This is a genomic window from Hydrotalea lipotrueae, from assembly GCF_019249625.1.
Classification (GTDB): domain Bacteria; phylum Bacteroidota; class Bacteroidia; order Chitinophagales; family Chitinophagaceae; genus Hydrotalea; species Hydrotalea flava.
On the sequence record NZ_JAESDL010000025.1, the window covers coordinates 1 to 19,622 of the forward strand.

Annotated in this window: 17 protein-coding genes; 12 read left to right on the forward strand and 5 right to left on the reverse strand. The window is 37.2% G+C overall.

Annotated features, from left to right (window positions below; translation table 11 throughout):
* A partial coding sequence (locus JK139_RS13005; RefSeq protein WP_218331455.1) for a hypothetical protein occupies positions 1 to 181 on the reverse strand: 181 nt, incomplete at its 3' end.
* 490 nt (positions 182 to 671) lie between these two features.
* Here JK139_RS13005 and JK139_RS13010 point away from each other — a divergent pair.
* The 6 genes from JK139_RS13010 (at position 672) to porZ (ending at position 10,380) form a co-directional block, all read left to right on the forward strand.
* Positions 672 to 1,091 (forward strand): DUF5606 family protein, encoded by a 420-nt coding sequence (locus JK139_RS13010; protein WP_218331456.1) that lies wholly within the window; start codon positions 672 to 674, stop codon positions 1,089 to 1,091.
* 325 nt (positions 1,092 to 1,416) lie between these two features.
* Entirely contained in the window at positions 1,417 to 4,395 is a 2,979-nt protein-coding gene (locus JK139_RS13015; RefSeq protein ID WP_218331457.1) for a glycoside hydrolase family 3 N-terminal domain-containing protein, read from the forward strand.
* Between the two features lie 75 nt (positions 4,396 to 4,470).
* On the forward strand, positions 4,471 to 6,174 hold the full coding sequence (locus tag JK139_RS13020; RefSeq protein ID WP_074418511.1) for a DUF4836 family protein: 1,704 nt from the start codon (positions 4,471 to 4,473) through the stop codon (positions 6,172 to 6,174).
* A 14-nt stretch (positions 6,175 to 6,188) separates the two neighbouring features.
* Positions 6,189 to 6,839 carry an ATP-binding cassette domain-containing protein gene (locus JK139_RS13025; RefSeq protein WP_228733230.1) on the forward strand — a complete coding sequence of 217 codons (651 nt, stop codon included), beginning with the start codon at positions 6,189 to 6,191 and terminating at the stop codon, positions 6,837 to 6,839.
* Positions 6,839 to 8,032: a hypothetical protein gene (locus tag JK139_RS13030; protein ID WP_074419234.1), complete on the forward strand. Its 1,194-nt coding sequence runs from the start codon at positions 6,839 to 6,841 to the stop codon at positions 8,030 to 8,032. Before JK139_RS13025 ends, JK139_RS13030 begins: the two co-directional genes overlap by 1 nt.
* A gap of 20 nt (positions 8,033 to 8,052) precedes the next feature.
* Positions 8,053 to 10,380, forward strand: coding sequence for a type IX secretion system anionic LPS delivery protein PorZ (gene porZ, locus JK139_RS13035; RefSeq protein WP_218331458.1), 2,328 nt, complete (start codon positions 8,053 to 8,055; stop codon positions 10,378 to 10,380).
* Positions 10,381 to 10,425: 45 nt separating this feature from the next.
* Here porZ and JK139_RS13040 read toward each other — a convergent pair whose 3' ends face one another.
* Positions 10,426 to 10,803, reverse strand: a complete 378-nt coding sequence (locus tag JK139_RS13040) for a DUF4258 domain-containing protein (protein ID WP_218331459.1) — start codon at positions 10,801 to 10,803, stop codon at positions 10,426 to 10,428.
* A gap of 160 nt (positions 10,804 to 10,963) precedes the next feature.
* Between JK139_RS13040 and JK139_RS13045 the strand changes: the two genes are divergently transcribed.
* The 6 genes from JK139_RS13045 to JK139_RS13070 all read left to right on the forward strand — a co-directional run bounded on the left by JK139_RS13045 (position 10,964) and on the right by JK139_RS13070 (position 15,777).
* Positions 10,964 to 11,518: a DUF4337 domain-containing protein gene (locus tag JK139_RS13045; RefSeq protein ID WP_218331460.1), complete on the forward strand. Its 555-nt coding sequence runs from the start codon at positions 10,964 to 10,966 to the stop codon at positions 11,516 to 11,518.
* A 215-nt stretch (positions 11,519 to 11,733) separates the two neighbouring features.
* Complete coding sequence (locus tag JK139_RS13050; RefSeq protein ID WP_218331461.1) at positions 11,734 to 12,483, forward strand: LiaF transmembrane domain-containing protein; 750 nt, start codon at positions 11,734 to 11,736, stop codon at positions 12,481 to 12,483.
* A gap of 73 nt (positions 12,484 to 12,556) precedes the next feature.
* Positions 12,557 to 13,501 (forward strand): NAD-dependent epimerase/dehydratase family protein, encoded by a 945-nt coding sequence (locus tag JK139_RS13055; RefSeq protein ID WP_218331462.1) that lies wholly within the window; start codon positions 12,557 to 12,559, stop codon positions 13,499 to 13,501.
* Between the two features lie 126 nt (positions 13,502 to 13,627).
* Positions 13,628 to 13,987: a DUF4288 domain-containing protein gene (locus tag JK139_RS13060; RefSeq protein WP_074419240.1), complete on the forward strand. Its 360-nt coding sequence runs from the start codon at positions 13,628 to 13,630 to the stop codon at positions 13,985 to 13,987.
* 4 nt (positions 13,988 to 13,991) lie between these two features.
* Entirely contained in the window at positions 13,992 to 15,044 is a 1,053-nt protein-coding gene (locus JK139_RS13065) for a sensor histidine kinase (RefSeq protein ID WP_218331463.1), read from the forward strand.
* 4 nt (positions 15,045 to 15,048) lie between these two features.
* The gene (locus tag JK139_RS13070; RefSeq protein WP_218331464.1) at positions 15,049 to 15,777 is read left to right on the forward strand and encodes a LytR/AlgR family response regulator transcription factor; all 729 of its coding nucleotides are present in this window, start codon (positions 15,049 to 15,051) and stop codon (positions 15,775 to 15,777) included.
* A 58-nt stretch (positions 15,778 to 15,835) separates the two neighbouring features.
* On the opposite strand, the gene JK139_RS13075 is transcribed toward JK139_RS13070, so the two are convergent.
* The 3 genes from JK139_RS13075 to dinB form a co-directional block, all read right to left on the reverse strand.
* Positions 15,836 to 17,110, reverse strand: coding sequence for a metal-dependent hydrolase family protein (locus tag JK139_RS13075; protein ID WP_218331465.1), 1,275 nt, complete (start codon positions 17,108 to 17,110; stop codon positions 15,836 to 15,838).
* A gap of 107 nt (positions 17,111 to 17,217) precedes the next feature.
* On the reverse strand, positions 17,218 to 17,856 hold the full coding sequence (locus JK139_RS13080) for a peroxiredoxin (protein WP_218331466.1): 639 nt from the start codon (positions 17,854 to 17,856) through the stop codon (positions 17,218 to 17,220).
* 113 nt (positions 17,857 to 17,969) lie between these two features.
* Entirely contained in the window at positions 17,970 to 19,118 is a 1,149-nt protein-coding gene (gene dinB / locus JK139_RS13085; RefSeq protein ID WP_218331467.1) for a DNA polymerase IV, read from the reverse strand.
* Between the last annotated feature and the right edge of the window lie 504 nt (positions 19,119 to 19,622).

Below are 19,622 nucleotides of genomic sequence, written 5' to 3' on the forward strand. Positions count from 1 at the left end.
TGCTGTTTTGCAGAAAATTGGCTGCTGTTATCCGGTTCACATTATCGTAAGTAAAATCATATTTACGGTTAGTGGCACCACCGGCAGATTTCCATACTGTACCTGTAATGTTACCATTGTATTGTGCATTGGCATAAGTTGTGCCTGCAACGGAATTGGTTTTGTCATAAGCTAATTCCATTCCAAATTTATTGGTGCTGCTAAACTGAATGCAGCAAGTGGTGCAATTTGTGCATCAGCAAATTGCACAGCGAAACATGTGCAGAAGAGAGGGATGGATACCTCAGGTGCACGCTCTTAAAGCCGGGGGGCACTGTTCATTTCCTATAAGTAATACATTGAACAAAGAAAGGCAAGAGATATCATTAAACTGCCAATTCGTCATTAAATTAACCTGTTCTCTCCTACCTACCTGCTTCGAGAATGGTTCGATACAAGTTCGACTCAACAGCGTTGAAAACCGAACTTGTATCGAACAGGTATGGGTTTTGTCTCCTGCCAGTTTTGCAGTTTTTTTTAGTTTAAATGGTGCATACATCAACACAACGGTACCAAAGGAGAATGGAAACATACTTCTTCTCATTATGCCTAACACAAAAACAGGCAGCTAAAAATGTTTATGATTGTTTTTACATCTTTCCCTTTACTTTGCAGCCAATAAAAAAGGAAGTATGGAATATAGAAAGTTAATTGCTATTTCAGGCATGAGTGGTTTGTTTGAACTGGTAGGCAGTAAAACAGATGGCGCTATTGTTCGCTCATTAGAAGACAATACCACCAAATTTGTGAGCAGTCGTGTCCATAATTTTTCGCATATTGAAAGTATTGAAATCTTTACCATCCGTGAAAATGTGAATTTAGTGGAAGTATTTAAGGCAATGGATAAAAATGCAGAAGTAATACCCTCAGAAAAAGACCCGAAAGCCATCTTAAACTACTTTAAAAAAGTATATCCTGAAATGGACTTTGACCGGGTGTATGCTAGTGATATGAAGAAAATGGTGCGTTGGTACGGCATCATCAAACAAAATGATATTGCCATTGAATTACCCGAACATACCGATTCAGAGGAAACAACCTCAGCGGATTAATCTCCTTTTCTCCAAAAAAATTTTTATATTAACGCCGTACCACATCATTGTACGGCGTTTTATTTACCCACCACTCCTGTATTTTCCTGCAAAATAATTCGGCTTTCTGCCTGTTTTTGGTAAATTGTGACCACTACCAATGGGCAGTACAACTTAACTTTAATATTATTTACCGTATCAGGTTGTTTGTAAAACGGCATCATCTTATCAAAAATATGCGTACCACATTCACGTATCACCCAAAATTTTTTTTTACCCCTACACAGACCAATATGCTTAATACAAAACACATCCAACCATTAACCATAAAAATTATTTTTTGAATATGAAAACATGCTTAGCTGTTGTACAGTTTTTATTTATCAGTTGTTCATTGCAGGCACAAAATTTTTATGCGCACACCAAAGCAGCAGACAAATGGGTGAACCACACCTTTAAAAAAATGAATAAAAAAGACCGCATTGCCCAACTGATGATTGTACGTGCCCATAGTAATTTAGGTGCAGAACATGTACAGGCAGTAACCCAATTGGTGCAACAATACCATGTGGGCGGATTGTGTTTTTTTCAGGGAGGGCCGGTACGTCAGGCTTTACTTACCAATTACTACCAAAACATTGCCAAAACTCCATTAATGATCTGTATTGATGGCGAATGGGGGCTCGGCATGCGTTTAGATAGCGTGATACCTTTTCCACGCCAATTGCTCATGGGTGCTATCAGTGATAATGCACCACTCATTTATCAGTTTGGTAAAGCAGTGGGCGAACAATGCAAACGGATGGGTATTCAGGTAAATTATGCACCGGTGGTTGATATTAACAACAATCCGGAGAACCCGGTGATTAACGACAGAAGTTTTGGAGAAGACAAATACAAAGTAGCTTTATACGGTACCGCCTTTATGCAGGGTATGCAGGATGAAAACATCATGGCTTGTGCCAAACATTTTCCCGGCCATGGCGATGTTTCAGTTGATTCACACAAAGACCTACCCGCTATTAATAAAAGTATGGCTCAATTAGAATCATTGGAATTATACCCATTTAAAACGCTGATTAAAGCCGGGGTAGGTAGTGTAATGATGGGCCATTTGTTTGTACCGGCCATTGACAGCACGGAGCATGTTGCCACTTCCATTTCTAAAAATGCCGTTACCGGATTATTAAAGAACAAATTGGGCTTTCAAGGAATCACTTTCACCGATGCGTTAGAAATGCAGGGTATTGCCAAATATTTTCCTGCCGGCGAGGCAGCCTTACAATCGCTTATTGCAGGTAATGATATGCTATGTTTACCTGGCGATGTACCGGGTAGTATTGAACTGATATTAAATGCCATCAAGCAAAAAAAATTAAGCTGGAATGATATTAATGCAAGAGTGAAAAAAGTGTTATTGGTGAAATACAATATGGGATTAGCACAACGTAGACCTATTGACACCACAAACTTAGTTAATGATTTAAACCAACATACGGCTGCACTGAACAAAACAGTAACAGAACAGGCAATTACTTTATTAAGGCTAAACAATACAAGTTTACAACCATTACAACAGAATAAAAAAATAGCATATGTATCTATAGGTGCAAATGGGGAGCCGGTTATTGCACAACAACTACAAAATAACTACGGTACTAAATACTACGCTTTTGCAGACAAACAGGGCATGGGCAAAGAAGTAATGGATAACTTAAACAACACCATTCCACAGGCAAAATCAGATACGGCGGCTGCCAATCTTTTACTGAACAGCATTCATTCGGGCAATTATGATATCATTATTGTTGGCTTACACAATTACAGTCGCCGCCCCGCCCATAACTTTGGAATAGATAATCCTTCAGTATATCTGTTAAACCAATTACAACAGTTACCACAAAGTATTGTATGCATTTTTGGTAATCCGTATGCCATTGCCAATGTTTGTGAAGCACCCAATTTGTTAGCTTGCAATGAAGATACTTACGATACACAATTGGCAGCTTACCAATGGCTAACAGGCAACTTAACAGCCAAGGGAACTTTGCCGGTTTCTGTTTGTACTTCTTTGCCTTACGGTACCGGATTGCAGTACAATGATTGGTTTCCTGCAACAACGCCTGAGGCAGTGGGCATGAATGCTGCTATACTTCAACAAATAGATAGTATTGCACAGGAGGGTGTTGATAAAGGCGCCTATCCCGGTTGCCAAGTATTGGCGGCAAGAAATGGGAAAGTAGTGTATCACAAAGCATTTGGCTATACGAATTTTGATAAACAGATACCGGTAACATTACAAACAGTATACGACTTAGCTTCGGTAACTAAGGTATCGGCCACTACAGTAGCTATCATGAAATTAGTAGATGAAGGAAAGGTAGATATCCATAAAACCTTAGGCGATTATTTACCGGTGGCACGTGGCACCAACAAATCCGGTTTGGTGTTGAAAGATATATTATTGCATCAGGCAGGCTTAGTACCTTTTATCAGTTTTTATAAAGAAGTAATTGACTCGGTAACGGGCATGCCTTTACCACAATATTTTTCTACACAAAAAGATGCTAACCACCAGATAAGAGTAGCTGAAAACCTATACCTGCGTAACAATTGGGAGGATACTATTCTACACCGCATTATGCAAAGCAAACTACTGCCACACGGGCATTATGTGTATAGCGATAATGATTTTATTTTATTGGCTAAAGTAGTAGAAGCAGTAACCGGCCAGCGTTTAGATGAATATGTAAACGATCAGTTTTACCGGCCTTTACAAATGATATCTACCACCTTTTCACCCCGCAAAAAAATTCCTTTGGATGAAATAGCCCCAACGGAGGTAGAAACGCATTTCAGAAACCAACAAATATGGGGTGATGTACATGATGAAGGCGCTGCGATGCTGGGTGGTATTGCAGGCCATGCCGGTTTGTTTAGTGATGCCTACGATTTAGCTCAACTATATCAAATGTTATTGAACAAGGGCGTAATGAACGGCAAACGCTATTTATCGGAGCAGGTAATTAATAAATTTACTGCATACAATAGTGCTGAAAGCAGGCGAGGACTGGGTTTCGACAAACCTGAAAAAAACAATGCCACATCCAAAGACCCTTACCCCTACCCGTGTAAAGACGCATCGCCCCTTACGTTTGGGCATACCGGCTTTACAGGCACCTGTGTGTGGGTTGACCCCAAAGAAAATTTGGTGTACATTTTCTTAAGCAACCATGTAAATCCTACCCGCAACAATAATTTATTGTTTAATTTACATATACGACCTAATATTCAGGAAGTATTGTACCATGCTACAAAGAATTGAAAGGAATTTTATATATTTATGTGATTTTGAAAGAAAATTACCACATTTTTACAACCATATTATAAAATACACTTCATGCAACGTCATATTTTTTCCTATTGCATTGTGCTACTGGGCATTAGCCTGCTGGCCGCCTGCTCTTCTAAAACACCCAAAGAGTTAAAACTCATACCCAATGATGCATCTACCATTATGTGCATAAACACCCAACAAATACACAACAAATTAGAAACAGCAGGCATTTCAGTTGACTCGGTTATTCAAAAACTGATTAAAACAGATACAGGCAATACCAATTTGTTACAACAATATCAACAACTGAAGAAGGCGGGCATTAACTGGAATAGCCGGGTAATACTTTTTAAAACTACAAAAGTATATGCCAACAAATCGTACAGCAATTTTATAAGCTTAATTATGGGAATTACCGACAGCGGTAAGCTCTCGGCTTACTTAACCGGTATTGATTATTTGAAAGGAAGAGATATACACCATGAAAAAAATTATGCTTTTATACAATGGGATGGCAACGGTATTGTTTCATGGAATAAAGAAAATGCGATAGTTACGCTGCAAGATTACACAGAACAACCCAAAGGGTTATTTCCTGACAGCATTATGCGGGTAAAAGAACCTGACATAATTAGCAAGGTTAATGAATTAAAAAAAGAAGTAAACCGCTATTATACGGAAAGTACAGGCACATCTATGAGTGCAATACCATTGGTTCAGAATTTATTTAAAACCCCTTCTGATGGCTATTTTTACAGCACCACTACCAATGCACTAAATACTTTTAATACCGGCATGTTGCAATTGCCCAAATTAAACGATTTACTCAATAACAATATTACGACCGGTACTTTTAATTTTGAAAAAGGAAAAATTGTAGCCAATACTAATTTTTATCCCAACAAACTGGTAAAAGCAATTTTAGAAACCTATAAAAGCGGCAAGGTAAATACACAACTGATTGAACATTATCCTTCAAAAAATATTGATTTTGCGATGCTAATGGCATTTAATCCACAAATTATTAATGGCGTTTTACAAGAGCTAGATGTGGCACCGTTAGTAGATGGGTTTTTAGACAAAACTGGTATACCCTCATCAACAATTTACAACGCCTTTACGGGCGATATGGCTTTAGTAATTTCTGACCTGAATTTAAAAAGTTACAAAACCGATATACACAAGTGGGGTAAATTTTTGATAAATATGCCAATTGGCAATCCTTCCAGCTTTCATACTATTATGAACAAAGTTGCTGAAGCCGGCTGGGTAGTAAAAGAAAATAAAACCTATAAAGCAGGTAAAATAATGGGGGCCATAAACTTAACGTTATTCACTGACGATAAAAACATGATCATTACCAACGATACTGCCTTATTGGTTACCTATAATAACAACAATGCACCGGTTGCTTTTAACGATAACATTTTACAGCAAATGAAAGGTAGCCATACATTTGTGTATAGCGATATTGAAAAAATTATTGATGTTATTGCCACCGACAGCAGTGCTTCAAACACGCTTATTCACCACACTTTTAAAGATGTAATTATTAAAGGAGTACCCTTTAATGGCACAAATACATCAGGCAGTTATGTACTGCGTATGCAGAATGAATCGCAAAACAGTTTAGTAAGCATACTGCAACTATTTCCCTACATTTCTAAACAAATGCAAAAAAACAGGAATGCCAGAAAAAATAATGACGGCGATACCAATGAATCTATTTTCAATGTTCCTTTTTCTTCCAGATTGGGCAGCCTGTAATTTGAAGCAACAACATGATGCACTTACATATTGAAAACCTGGTTCCTGTTCCATTAAAATCAAATCTACAAAAGCGTAACAGCGATATTTGGTTACAAGATGTGGAATTTGCATCCGGTCATTTTATTAAAATAAAAGCACCCAGTGGTACAGGCAAAACCACTTTTATTCATTTATTGTACCACCTGCGTAACGATTATGAAGGAAGTATTTACTGGAACAAACAGGAACAAAAACAATACAATGCAGCGGAATTAGCTATTCTGCGCCAACAAAACATCAGTATTATATTCCAGGACCTGCGCCTATTCCCAAATATTACCGCCCGTGAAAATATTGAATTAAAAAGGGTTATGTATCAACCCTATTATCCTTCTTACATCATTGATGAAATGGCAAAAGAATTAGGGATTAGTAAAATTTTAAACCAACGGACAGGCATTTGTAGTTATGGAGAACAACAACGAATTGCAATTATTCGTGCACTGATGCAACCTTTTAACTGGTTATTGATGGATGAACCTTTTAGTCACCTTGACCGTGAAAACACTGCAAAAGCCGCTGTACTGATTGCCGAAGAATGTACCAAAAGAAATGCCGGTTTTATATTAACCGATTTAGATGAAGATGCACATTTTTCATACCACCAAACTTTACAACTGTAGTGAAAGAATGGAATAGCATATTAAAAAAAATCATTAAAACCGCATCGGGCAGATTACGTTTGTTGCTGGCTATTATCGGGCTATCTGCTGCGCTGTTACTCATTTTATCTGCAGTACAGTTACAAGCCAATTACAACGATTTATTGCACAGTAAAAGCAACCAGGATAGTGTAGCCAACTTTTTAGTAGTAAATAAACAACTCACCAACGCCAATTATGGCAATACCACTTTATCGGCTTCAGCCATTGATGATTTTAAAAAACAACCTTTTGTTGATGCAGTAGGTATTTTAACGCCCAGCCGCTTCAAAGCCTCTATACAAAGCTATAGCAGCCAGTTTCCGTTTTATACCGATATTTCATTTGAAAGTGTACCTGCAGCATTTATTGATGTAGACAGTTCTCAATGGCATTGGGCACCCGGAGAAGATATTATACCTATAATTGCGCCAAACTTATTTCTCGATTTTTATAATTTTCAATTTTCACTTTCACAAAACCTGCCGCAGATAACACAGGAAATTGTAAAAATGATTGTGTTTAAAGTGAATATTCAAACACCCAATGGCATGGTATCATTAAAAGGAAAAGTAGTTGGATTTAGCGATAGAATTACTTCATTACTGGTTCCGGAATCATTTATGCAATGGGCTAACTCACAATATGCCACCGACAATGTGTTGCAACCATCCAGAGTGGTAATTCGTACCAAAGACCCCGGAAATCCTGCATTGGTGCAATATTTAAAAGCACACCAACTCACTACTGATGCCGATAAAACCCGCTTTAGCAAATACCGGCAAATTGTAAATATGGTGGTGCGCATTAGTTGGATTACCGGTATCATTTTATTACTGTTTGCACTACTCATCTTTTCATTGTTTATTCAATTAACCATTGCATCTTGTAAGAATGAAATACAATTGCTCATTACCTTGGGTGCAGCACCAAAACAATTAAGGCAGTTTTTAATGCACCGTTTTTTTCCTCCCAATATTTTTATTATTACAGGTGCAGTATTGATTATTGGCATACTGCAATATGCCGTTGCCGGTTGGCTGCAACAACAATATATGTTCATCAGCAATATGCTTTCGGTATATACCTTTACCACAGCAGTATTATTTTTAGGAATTTTGTGGATTGTCAATTTCTTTACCATTCAACATTATATACAAAAAGAAAACAATTGATACTCTTTTACTTTTAAAGCATGTTATACAGTAACGCATTCTACATAAAACGTTTACAATGGTGTTGGCTGTTATGTTTATACTGCATACAAAGCTTGGCACAAAGCAGCTTACAACCCATTGGCTATTGGCGGGAGCATTTTAATTACAAAAATGCAACAGCAGTAGTACAGGGTGATAAATTGTATTGTGCAACAACCAATAATGTTTTTAGCATTGATGCCAACAATGAAATAGAAAGATATAGTAAAGTAACCGGCCTTAACGATATGGGTGTAAGTACAATTGGATGGGATGACCTTACACAGCAATTGGTAATTGCCTATAACAGCAGCAATATAGATGTACTAAAAGGAAGTATCGTTACCAACATCAGCGATATTCAAAGAAGCAATATCAGCGGCAATAAAACCATTCATTCTATATACTGCAATGCCGGTTTTGCTTATTTATCAACCGGGCTGGGCATTGTTGTGGTTAACCTGCAGAACTACGACATAAAAGATACTTGGATAATTGGCAGCAATGGCAATCAAATAAACATCAATGCCTGTATTCAATCTAACAATCAGTTGTATGCTGCTACCGATGAGGGTTTAAAAACAGCACCGGCTGCTGGCACTAACTTAGCCAATTACAGCAACTGGTCAAACATGAGTGGCACCAATGGCTTGCCAGCCGGTACCGTAAACAATATAGTTGTTGCCAATGGTTTACTTTATGCACAATTACAAAATACCATTTACGTATGGAACAACAATAACTGGGTATTGTGGTATGCTGATAATAATTGGCCAATTACTAAAATGGAAGCATCGGGTAATAACCTGTTAATTTGCCAAAGAACGGCTTCAGGTAATAGCAGGGTAATTACTTTAGCAGCAAATGCAAATATAATCAATACCATTGCAGTACCCAACGTAGTATCCTTTCCGAAGGATGCGATTATTGCTAATAATACTACCTGGATTGCAGATTATTATGGAGGATTATCGGCCTTTAGTAATAACAGTTATCAACGGTATGTTCCCAATGGCCCATTAGGGCCTGCCAGTGGCGATATGGTTATTACCCAACAAACATTATATGTAGCTGCCGGCAGTGTTAACGATGCCTGGAATTATCAATATAACCGAAATGGTATTTATTTTTTGAAAGATGGTATATGGAGTGATGTGGGTGCATATACTAATGCGGTTTTAGATACCACACTCGACTTTATTACTTTAGCCACTGATAATAAAGATGGAAGTATTTGGGCAGGCAGTTACGGTGGCGGGTTGGTGCACATAAATGGAAACAATATTCAAATATATAAGCAAAGCAACTCCACCCTACAACCCACAATTGGCGACCCTGGTAGTTACCGCATTAGCGGTTTGGCTTTTGATACGCAACATAATTTATGGATAAGCAACTATGGTGCTGCACAAAATTTACAGGTTTTAAAAGCAGATGGCAATTTTAAAGGTTTTTCGGTTCCTTTTACTTTAGCAGAAAATGCACTGAGCCAAATTGTGGTAGATGATGCCAATCAGTTATGGATAATAAGCCCCAAAAACAACGGTTTGCTTTGTTATAATTATGGAAATAGTATTGATGCTACCAATGATGACCAATGGCAATTGTTACAAACCGGTATTGGCAAAGGAAACTTACCCGGTAATAATGTGTATTGCCTGGCAAAAGATAAAAACGGATTTATCTGGATTGGTACCGATAATGGCATTGGAGTAATACAATGTGCTACCAATTATTTTCAACAACCTTGCGATGCCGTTTGGCCCGTTATTCAACAAGACCTTTTTGCGGGTTATTTGTTTCAAGGCCAACAAGTAAAATGTATTGCTGTTGATGGCGCTAACAGAAAGTGGGTAGGCACTAATAATGGTGTATGGCTGGTTTCAGCCGAAGGCGATAAAATTATTCAGCATTTTACTGCATCCAATTCACCCTTGCCAGATAATAATGTTCAAAAATTAGTAATTAATCCCAATACCGGCGAAGTATTCATCAGCACCTTTACGGGTATTGTAAGCTATAGAAGCACTGCAACAGAAGGTACTACTACCAACGATAGTGTATTAGTGTTTCCAAATCCAGTTCCTCCCGGCTATTCCGGAACCATTGCCATAAGAGGGGTTTCCGAAAATGCATTGGTGAAAATTGCTGATTTATCGGGCAGATTGGTATATCAAACACAAGCATTGGGCGGACAAGCCGTTTGGAACGGATTAAATTATAAAGGCGAAAAAGTAGCCAGTGGCGTTTACTTAGTATTGATACGCGACCAGTTAATTGGACAGGAAAAATTAGCAACGAAAATTGTAATAATTAGTGGCAGGTAATTCAAGGCCTTATTAAACTTATGTTAATACATCAAGGATATACCGTTAGTGGCAGCTGCAGGGCCAATCCTCTTTTAAATCAATACAGGTAATAACGGTTAACACATCACCACATTCGGCTACTATTACCCGCAGGTATTGGTTTTCGTTTGTATTCCCTTCTAAAGCATAACGCTTTTGGCAATTATCGGCTTGTAACTGGCTTTTACGGTAATCAATTTTACCATTATGTATTATTTCACCTATCTCATTCTCTGTAATATGCCTGCATTCCATTCTGCATCTGGCATGACGTGAATAACGAATGATTTTGGGATTAGAATTAAACCCGGCATCTTTTTTCAGTTTTAAAATACCTTTATAGTGTGGTTTTGACTGATTATTTTGGGGTTGCTGACAGCCTATAGTGCCAGCATATGCCATTGTTAGAAAAATGAAAACAAATAGAATTTTCCGCATATCTTTGTTTTTAAAAGAATGGACATTGTACTTTAATCAATTATTAATCCTATAAGGCAAAATAAACGATTCCGTATAATAAACATTACAGTAATTTTGAACAGGTGTATTGCACAAATACAATTTGTCAAAAGTAATTTTAAACATACTATCTATTATGGATGAGATAGAAGTACCTACCGAGCATTTGCATGAAACCATCAAAGAAAAAGTAGAAGAACTCAACGAAAAAGAACCTTCGCATTTTTCAATGTATATTGCTATATCAACGGCATTAATGGCAGTACTGGCAGCAATATCCAGTTTACTGGCTGGCCATCATTCCAATGAGGCCATGATTGACCAAATAAAGGCCTCCGACCAATGGGCTTACTATCAGGCAAAAACAATTAAAGCCGAAATTAGAAAACTAGAATCAACTACTTCAATTACAAGCCACAAAACAGCAGATGAAACCTTACAGGAAAGCAATGCTATAAAAGCTAAAGCAAGTTCTTTTGAGGAAAGTAGTGAGGCGCACCTTGCCAAACATATGTTATTGGCCAGAGCTGTTACATTATTTCAAGTAGCAATTGCTATTTCTGCAATTTCTATTCTTACTAAAAAAAGTATTTTATGGTGGGGTAGTTTAATCATTGCTATTGCAGGATTATTTTATTTTATTAGTAGTATTTTTTAATTAACTTTTGCTGCGTAACCTATTTTTATTTGATGATACTAAAGAATAAAAATTAATTCTGGTACAAGAACTTCATTGAATGAATGAAATTAACAGTATTTTCATTCATCTACCTATGTTTTTCAGGCATTTACCGCCCAATTACCTCCAAATACCTAACTACTATTTTCGTATGGGATGAAAGTATTTAGCTTTGACTCATCAATAAAAAAAACATGATGAATCATCCATACGAACACAAAAGCAACCGGCTCTACATGGGCATCTTCTTTATTATTGGCGGATTATTGTTATTGGCTAACAAAATGGGTTATCCCATCCCTGACTGGATTTTTTCCTGGCCAATGTTACTGATTGCTATTGGCATCTTATCGGGTATTAAACATCGATTCCAAAATTTTTCCTGGATTATTCTAGTTGGTATTGGTAGCTTTTTTCTAATTGATCAGCAATTAGCTAATGCTACATTTCATCAATATCTATGGCCTGCCTTTTTAATTGGCTTAGGTATTATTTTTATTGTAAAACCTAAAAAAATCAATCACGGATGTGGTAGAAGATTCCGGTATGAGCAAAATTATAAAAGTACAATCGCCGATACGCCAACACCAATTACCAGCGAAGAAGATTTCTTAACCATTAATTCAATTTTTAGTGGTGTGCAACGCAGTGTTATTTCAAAAAAATTTTCAGGCGGTAAAATTAACTGTGTATTTGGCGGTGTTGAAATAGATTGTACACAAGCCGACATGCAAGAACCGGCCTGCCTGCAAATAGAATCAGTTTTTGGGGGTGTGAAATTGATTGTGCCGAAAAGCTGGACTGTTAAAAACGAAATGGATGGCGTATTTCATGGTGTAGATGATAAACGTAATCAAAATACCATCATTTCAGATACACCTAATAAAGTACTCATTTTAAAAGGATCTGCCGTATTTGCAGGTATTGAAATCAGGAGTTACTGACGGTGCAGCCATAGGGTAACATTCACATTAAACATAAACATCCGACTATAAATGAATTCAACAAATCAATAAAATGAAACAAACTATTTTAGGTGCCGGTGGGGCCATTGGTATAGAACTGGCAAAAGAATTGCCAAAATTCACTCCAGATATTAGATTAGTAGGAAGGAACCCAAAAAAAGTAAATGAAACAGATGAATTGTTAGCAGCCAATCTTTTCAACCGGGAAGAAGTATTTAAAGCCGTAGAAGGCAGTGTTATTGTTTATTTGTTAATTGGCCTCGAATACAATACCAAAATTTGGCAACAGATGTGGCCCCCATTAGTTAAAAACGTGATAGATGCTTGTGCACAACACCGCTGCAAATTAGTTTTCTTTGATAACGTATACGCCATTGGCGGAGACTATGTAAACCACATTACTGAAGCATCGCCTATTAGTCCTACCAGTAAAAAAGGTAAGGTAAGGGCTGAAGTAGACAAACTGATTCTCAATAGTATAGAAAGTAAAAACTTAGATGCCATCATTGCCCGTGCTCCTGATTTTTTTGGCAGCGTTATTCAGAAAAGTATTCTCATGACAATGGTGTACAAAAATTTAAAATTAGGGAAGAAAGCACAATGGGTATGCAATGCCAAAGTAATACACAGCATGGGTTATACACCTGATTTAGGCAAAGGAACAGCCTTATTGGGTAATATGCCGTCTGCTTACAATCAAATTTGGAACCTGCCTACAGATACGCAAAAAATTACCGGCGAAGAATGGATTCAATTATTTGCAGAAGAGATGCATGCAAAACATCAATACCAGGTATTACCCAAATGGGGCATTCAAACACTGGGTATGTTCATCCCAATATTAAGAGAGTTGAGTGAAATGTGTTATCAATATGACAGGGATTATTATTTTGACAGTTCTAAATTTAACAGGTATTTCAATTATACACCAACTTCTAATCAGGAAGCAGTTAAACAAACCATTACAGCGCTACAAATGAAGCATATCAACAAATAAGAGCTATTTACAACAAACAGCAGTGAAGTGCTGAACAGAATGTTGTCGTTGATGAATGGAGAATAGGTGAATAGCTAAATAAACCATTGAGTTATTTTATATTATATATCTTTCAAACAGAACCACATGAACTGCTATATTGCAAAAATGGTTTTCAGAATTGTTTGTGGAAATGGAAACCATACGCCGCAATTTGATGAACAAATCAGATTGTTTTATGCCACTCACCAACAAGAAGCTTTACAAAAGGCTATTGTATTGGGTAAAGCAGAAGAAGATTGTTTTATGAACATTCACCAACAGCCGGTGCAGTGGCAGTTTATTGCCATTACGGCTTTATACGATATTCAATCGCCGACAGATGGAATTGAAATTGCCTCCTGTATTAAAGAAGTTGATAATGCAGAAAACTATTTATATATTACCCACAAAAAAGCAGTACAAGTTGTAGAAGCCAATTCATTACAAACACAAACCATTTACTAATATAGTGACCCAATCTTTTTTACACGGCAAAGGAAATGTACCAGCACTCATTTTCTGGTGGCTGGTTTGGATAATATTGCAATGGAACATTTTATTAATAACCGGAATAAGTTCCGCAATCGCTATTACAGATAGCATTGTAGGAAATATTTTGTTGTTTGCCTGTTGTTGGTTGGTGATCAATAACCTACGATACTATTTACCCAAAAAAGAAAAATACTGGTACATTATTGTAGTAAGCTTTGTATTAAGCGTAGCATGGGTCATCGTGATACAATTCATACTAAAGCATATTTTTGCCGGTAATGCAGCTTATATACAATTACTAAAAACTACCTTATTATTGCGCTTTGCATTTGGGTTCTTGATGATGGGCTGCATTACATTAGCCGGTTTAATTTGGTACACACAAATAGATTGGTTAAAAACAGAAACCCAACAGCAGAGTATTGCTGAATTAGCCAAAGAAGCAGAACTATCTAAATTGCGCCAACAATTGCAACCCCATTTTTTATTTAATAGTTTAAATTCCATTAGCGCATTAACTACTGTACAACCTGAAAAAGCCAGAGAAATGATACAACAATTGTCTGAGTTTTTGAGAGGCACATTGCGTAAAGAAGACCATTGGAATACATTAGAAGAAGAATTATCCTATATTGGTTTGTATCTTTCTATTGAACAGGTACGTTTTGGGTATAGAATGTTAACCAATATTCAGGCAAACAGCAATGCCTTACCGTTAACACTTCCCTCATTGTTATTGCAACCCTTGGTTGAAAATGCGATTAAATTCGGGTTATATGATACCATTGGTGAGGTTACCATTAACATACAAGCAATAAATGAAAATGGCCAGTTAATTATTACAATTCAAAATCCCTATGATGCCAGCACAGCTGTAACTTTGCCCGGAACAGGCTTTGGAATATCGGCAGTGAAACGAAGACTCTGGCTGTTATTTGGACGAAATGATTTATTAACCATTGAAAAAACTGAGACCACCTTTAGTACAACTTTGTTGATTCCACAACTTAAAATAAATACAACGAACTAAACCCATGAATTGTATTATAATAGATGATGAGCCACTGGCACGCAGTATTATCAAAGAGTACTTGCAACATTATCCTTCTATTCATTTACAAGCCGAATGTGGCGACGGCTTTGAAGCAGCTAAACAAATACAGCAATACCAGCCCGATTTATTGTTCTTAGATATACAAATGCCCAAAATAACCGGGTTTGAATTATTGGAATTAGTAGAAACGAATGCTGCCATTATTTTTACAACTGCCTTTGAAGAATATGCCATTAAAGCTTTTGAACAAAATGCAATTGATTATTTATTGAAACCTTTTAGCCGCGAACGGTTTGATAAAGCCATGCAAAAAGTACTAAACCAAAAAACCAACACCAATACAAGCAATTTTTTAGAAACATTGGCACCTACACCACAGGAAACCAATCGGATTGTAGTAAAGGATGGAACAAAAATAAAAATTATACCGGTTACACAAGTACACTATTTAGAAGCGGCTGATGATTACGTAAAAATAGTAACTAAAGAAGGATATTATTTAAAGAAAAAAACCATGCAGTATTTTGAGCAAACTCTTTCTCAGCAGCAATTTGCCAGAATACACCGCTCTTATATTGTAAACCTGCAGCTCATAACCAAAATTGAATTATACGAAAAAGAAAATTATGCTGCCATATTGAGCACCGGCCAGCAATTACCTGTGAGCAAAACCGGCTATACGCGCTTAAAAACTGTTCTGGGTATTTAAAAAAACGGAATGCCGTTGTCGCATCATGGCATTCCGTTGTATAAAAAATATTACCTGCTTATTCTGATTTGTACACTTTACCTGATTTCATCACAAATACAATTTTGCCCATTACATTCACATCCTGCACAGGGTCGCCATACACCGCCACTACATCGGCCATTTTTCCTTTTTCAAGGCTGCCAATTTTAGTATCCCCAATTAAATCGGCAGCACTAACGGTAGCGGCTTTAATACATTCTAAAACAGGCATACCTGCTTCGTGCATATAACCAAATTCCATCCAGTTTTTTCCGTGGTTGTACACACCGGCATCCGTACCAAAAGCAATTTTTACACCGGCTTTGTATGCTTTTGCAAAAGTAGCCTGAATAACCGAACCTATTTGAATGGCTTTTGCACGAATAATCGGTGGAAAATATCCGGGCATTTTAGTGGCTGAATCGGCTACTGATATACCGGCAATAATGGTAGGCACTAAATAAGTACCTCGTTCCTTCATTAGTTCCATTATTTCAGGCGTCATGTATGTTCCATGCTCAATAGAAGTTACACCTGCCAATACAGCCCGCTTCATGCCTTCAGGGCCATGTGCATGTGCAGCTACCCGCATTCCATAATCTTTCGCTGTTTCTACAATGGTTTTAATTTCATCTTCTGTAAACTGCGCACCTGCTCCATCTTTCTCTAAACTTAATACACCACCGGTGGCAGTAATTTTAATTAAATCGGCGCCATCTTTATAATGCTGCCGAACAGCCTTTCTACATTCATCATTGCCATTTACCACATTTTCATTCAATTGTGGCATCATCATTAAATCTTCTCTTAATCCGTTGGTAGGGTCCCCATGACCACCGGTAGTAGATATAATAGAGCCGGCCGTAAAAATCCGGGGGCCAATCACCAAACCTTTATTAACCGCATTACGCAACGCAATATTTACGCCACTGCCGCCTACATCACGCACAGTGGTAAAGCCTGCCATTAATGTTGTTTTGGCATACACGGCTGCCTGAAAAGCAATATCGGCAGGGTTTTGAGTTAATCGTTTCATCATGGCATCAGGACTGGTTTGACTTTCCAAGTGCACATGCGCATCAATTAAACCGGGCATAACGGTATATTTTTTCAAATCAATTACTTTATCATTAGCAGCGGCATTTACGTAACCTTTTTGAATATCGGCAACTGTATCGCCTTGCACAATAACGGACATGTCTTGCTGTACCGATAATTTATTTACATCAATTAATTTGCCGCAGTAAATAATGGTTTTTTGGGCAGCCGCCATTTGATAAAATAGCAGTGTCAGGAGTAGCATTTTTTTCATATCAATTTGTTTGTTTAAAGGGGTTAAGTTAAGGAATTAAAGTAGTAACCCCACAAAAAAAGCCCTGAATAAACAGGGCCTTATTACAAGTATGATGAAAAAAGGTATTAGTCTTTATCAGGCTGTGGGGTATAACGCAAATAAGGTTTTACCACTTTTACACCTTTAGGAAATTTAGCAGGTGCATCTTCTGTTTTAATTCCCAAACCAATAATTACATCTTCACCGGGATTCCAGTTTGCAGGTGTTGCCACACTATATTTTGCAGTTAATTGCAATGAATCCAACACACGCAATACTTCATTAAAGTTGCGGCCGGTAGAGGCCGGATAAGTGATAAATAATTTTAATTTTTTATCAGGTCCAATAATAAATAATGAACGAACGGTATGTGTTTCAGAAGCATTGGGATGAATCATATCAAATAATGTAGCCACTTTTTTATCTTCATCCGCAATAATCGGGAAATCAACATGGGTATGCTGTGTTTCGTCAATATCGCTTATCCATTTTTTGTGGCTTTCCACATCATCAACACTTAAAGCCAATACTTTTGTATTCCGCTTATCAAATTCTGCTTTCAATAACGCCGTTTTTCCCAATTCGGTTGTACAAACAGGTGTGTAATCCGCAGGATGTGAAAATAAAATACCCCAGCTATCTCCCAGGTATTCATAAAAATCAATGTCGCCAATAGAAGTTTTTGCTTTGAAATTGGGAACTGTGTCGCCTAAACGTAAGCTCATAAAACGATATTTTTAATGGTTAACAAATCAATTTGGGTGAAAAAGAAAGCGCAAAGATAAATACTCTATCAATTCAGTAGATTAATAAATGTACACTTCATCAAAATTTAACTTTACAGGCTTCTTCCTTTTTGCAGTGCAAAGGTACCATATTTGTTTTTTACGGCATCAATTGCTTTGTATAAGTTGGCCTTTGTATGGGTTTGATTAAACAAATCAGGTGCTTGTCCGTGTAAACTTAAAGCACTTAAGCGCACGCCCAAAAGCCGAACAGGAAGGTTAGGTTGATGCAATTGTTGAAACAGTTGTTTAGCCACCGGTATCAATTCATCATCACAAAACGTAAGCGGTATGGTAGTTTGTTTAGAAGTAGTAGTAAAATCGGCATAACGTATTTTAACGGCAAGGCAACCGGTAAACTGAGCATCCTGTCTTAATTCATAAGCCACTTTTTCGGTCATTTGTACCAGTTTTTGTTCCAAAAAAGCCTTATCAGTGGTATTGGCAGCAAAAGTTTGTTCGGTAGAAATAGATTTGGCTTCACGCGCCGTTTCCAAAGGCGAATCGTAACTACCTGTAGCAATGTGGTAAAGGGTTTGCCCCCATTTACCCAACTTTTGTTCTAAATGTTGTGGTGTAAACTGCAATATATCTTCAATGAAATGAATACCCATTTGCTGCAAAACAGGCAAAGTATGTTTACCTACACCCGGAATTTTTTGAACAGGAAGGGACGCTAAAAAATCTTTTTCCTTACCGGGCTGCACAAACAGGTATCCGTTAGGTTTAGCTTCATCAGTAGCAATTTTGGCAATGAGTTTGGTTGTAGCTAACCCAAAAGAAATAGGCAAACCGGTGGCAGCCATTATTTGCTGCCGCAAATCAATGGTCCATTGCAATGGATTAAAAAAGGCATCCATCCCCGTTAAATCAATATAAAACTCATCAATACTAGCTTTCTGAAAGGCAGGTGCTGCTTGGGCAATGATATTGGTAACCCGATTAGAAAAGCGGCTGTACTCTTTATAAGAACCTGGCAACACAATTGCCTGGGGGCAAAGCTGTAAAGCACGCTTCATGGGCATGGCGCTATGTATACCAAATTTACGAGCTGCATAACTGCAGGCAGCCACTACCCCTCTTGCACTACTACCCCCCACCAAAACAGGCAGATGTTGCAGTGCAGGATTTTTAATGACTTCCACACTCACAAAAAATGAGTCTAAATCAAAATGGGCAATATAACGCTGAGGCTGATTCATGAAAATAACAGCAGCTAAATTACAGAGATGTCAGGAGAAGGTGGGAACAAGTCATTTTATCCTACCCTAAATGTTTAAAATGTGTGTATGTTATGTTTCTTAGTGAATAACTGAAAGAAGCAATAAAAAGCAATTTTGTTACATCATTAAAAAAAATTAAAATAGTGAAATATACAGTATTATCAACTAATCATTGTATAGAGATTTTGAATAAGCGGTTATTTACAAATGAATGACACCACACAATATGATGGCAAAATAAATGATGTATTTGCCAATATAAACAAAACACGCATTACTACCGGTTTACCAAGGGATGATGGAATTGATTTTTAAACTTAGACAACTATACCGGCACTGTAGTACCTGACAGCAATTTTGCTTTCTACTCAATAAAGAACACAGACAATATACTACCTATATTAAATTTATTAAAAAATATTTAAAATTGCTATGTATTACCGAGAATAAATTTTATTTTTAACCCATGCTTTAAATATTTTC

What these genes read in the sequence shown, in the direction of transcription:
- JK139_RS13055 (WP_218331462.1), top strand. Translation starts at nt 12,557, where the DNA reads ATGAAACAAACTATTTTAGGTGCCGGTGGGGCCATTGGTATAGAACTG.
- dinB (WP_218331467.1), bottom strand. Translation starts at nt 19,118, where the DNA reads ATGAATCAGCCTCAGCGTTATATTGCCCATTTTGATTTAGACTCATTT.
- JK139_RS13040 (WP_218331459.1), bottom strand. Translation starts at nt 10,803, where the DNA reads ATGGCATATGCTGGCACTATAGGCTGTCAGCAACCCCAAAATAATCAG.
- JK139_RS13060 (WP_074419240.1), top strand. Translation starts at nt 13,628, where the DNA reads ATGAACTGCTATATTGCAAAAATGGTTTTCAGAATTGTTTGTGGAAAT.
- JK139_RS13010 (WP_218331456.1), top strand. Translation starts at nt 672, where the DNA reads ATGGAATATAGAAAGTTAATTGCTATTTCAGGCATGAGTGGTTTGTTT.
- JK139_RS13070 (WP_218331464.1), top strand. Translation starts at nt 15,049, where the DNA reads ATGAATTGTATTATAATAGATGATGAGCCACTGGCACGCAGTATTATC.
- JK139_RS13015 (WP_218331457.1), top strand. Translation starts at nt 1,417, where the DNA reads ATGAAAACATGCTTAGCTGTTGTACAGTTTTTATTTATCAGTTGTTCA.
- JK139_RS13075 (WP_218331465.1), bottom strand. Translation starts at nt 17,110, where the DNA reads ATGAAAAAAATGCTACTCCTGACACTGCTATTTTATCAAATGGCGGCT.
- JK139_RS13025 (WP_228733230.1), top strand. Translation starts at nt 6,189, where the DNA reads ATGATGCACTTACATATTGAAAACCTGGTTCCTGTTCCATTAAAATCA.
- JK139_RS13050 (WP_218331461.1), top strand. Translation starts at nt 11,734, where the DNA reads ATGATGAATCATCCATACGAACACAAAAGCAACCGGCTCTACATGGGC.
- JK139_RS13020 (WP_074418511.1), top strand. Translation starts at nt 4,471, where the DNA reads ATGCAACGTCATATTTTTTCCTATTGCATTGTGCTACTGGGCATTAGC.
- porZ (WP_218331458.1), top strand. Translation starts at nt 8,053, where the DNA reads ATGTTATACAGTAACGCATTCTACATAAAACGTTTACAATGGTGTTGG.
- JK139_RS13080 (WP_218331466.1), bottom strand. Translation starts at nt 17,856, where the DNA reads ATGAGCTTACGTTTAGGCGACACAGTTCCCAATTTCAAAGCAAAAACT.